We start from the raw sequence: 1,230 nt of genomic DNA, 5'->3' as shown, positions 1-1,230 counted from the left end.
CGTTTGCGGGTGCGCCAGCCGTTGGACAGCAGTCGGTGGTGGGGGCCGCAGCGCAGGGTGAGGTCGTCGATGTCGGTGCGGGGGTGCTGGGCGTAGTCGTGGTTGTGGTGGACCTCGGTGAGTTGGGCGGGCACGGTGCAGCCCGGGTGCGTGCAGCCGCGTTCGGTGTCGTAGAGCACCAAGCGCTGCCCGGGGGTGGCGAGTCGTTTGGTGTGAAACAGCGCGATCTGTTTGGCGCCGTCGTAGATGCGGAGGTAGTGGTGCGCGTGGGAGGCCAGTGCGATCACGTCGTGCAGGGGCAGCCAGGTGCCGCCGGCGGTGGTGGCTTTGCCGGCGGCGGCTTCGAGTTCGGCCAGGCTCAGCGACACGACGATGGTGGCGGGCAGCCCGTGGTGGCTGCCCAGTTCACCGGAGGCCAGCAGGTTGGTGGCCATGGCTGCCAGGGCGTCGTGGTTGCGTTGCGCCGCTGAGCGGCGGTCGTTGTCGATATGGGCTTGTGAGGGGGTGCCGGATCGGCACGGGGTCTCATCGGCGGGGTTGCACCTGCCCGGGGCGGCCCAGTGGGCCAGCACGGCATCGAGGGCGGCGCGGGCGTGGGGGTCGAGGTGGCCTTTGATGGCGGTCATGCCGTCGCGGTCTTGGGGGCCCAGGGTGATGCCGCGTCGTTTGGCGCGTTGCTCGTTGTCGGTGTGGTTGCCGTCGGGGCGCAGGTAGTCGGCGACGCGTTGGGCGAGTTTGGCAAGTTCGTCGGGCCGATGGTGGGCGGCCAGATCGGCGAGATGTTGTTCGGCTTGGGCCAGTGTGCCCGCATCGATGCTGTCGGGCAGGTAGTCGAACAGGGCGCGGATCACCGCGATGTGCTCGGCCCCGAGTCGGCCTTTGCGTTGGGCGGTGGCCACCGCGGGCAGCACCGGAGCCAGGGGTTGTCCGGTCAGGGTGCGTCGCGGTCCCAGGTCGGCGGCCTCGTCGATGCGGCGCCCGGCCTCCCCGCGGGTGATGCCGAGTTCGTCGGCGAGCACCCAGCGAGGTTTGCCGCCCAGTTCCTCGGGGTCGGTGGCGGCGACGTGGTTGACCATCGGATGCTCCACCGCCGGTAGCCGGCGGCGCAGTGTCTCGCAGCGCTGTAGCAGTGCCAGGCATTCGCGTGGGGTCAGTGCCGAGAAGTCCAGCTCCAGGGCCTTATCCAGATCGGCCGAAAGAGCGTCGAACGCCTCGACGATTTCTTCCCGA

1 protein-coding gene is annotated in these 1,230 nt (G+C 69.8%); it reads right to left on the bottom strand.

Annotated elements, in window-relative coordinates:
* The coding region (locus tag BST10_RS22170; RefSeq protein WP_109559624.1) for an HNH endonuclease signature motif containing protein at positions 1 to 1,230 on the bottom strand (1,230 nt) is incomplete at both ends.

The sequence above is a fragment of the Mycolicibacter algericus DSM 45454 genome (assembly GCF_002086455.1).
Lineage (GTDB): Bacteria > Actinomycetota > Actinomycetes > Mycobacteriales > Mycobacteriaceae > Mycobacterium > Mycobacterium algericum.
Note: the sequence above shows the minus strand (reverse complement) of the source record. Positions and strands in the feature narration are given on the sequence as shown.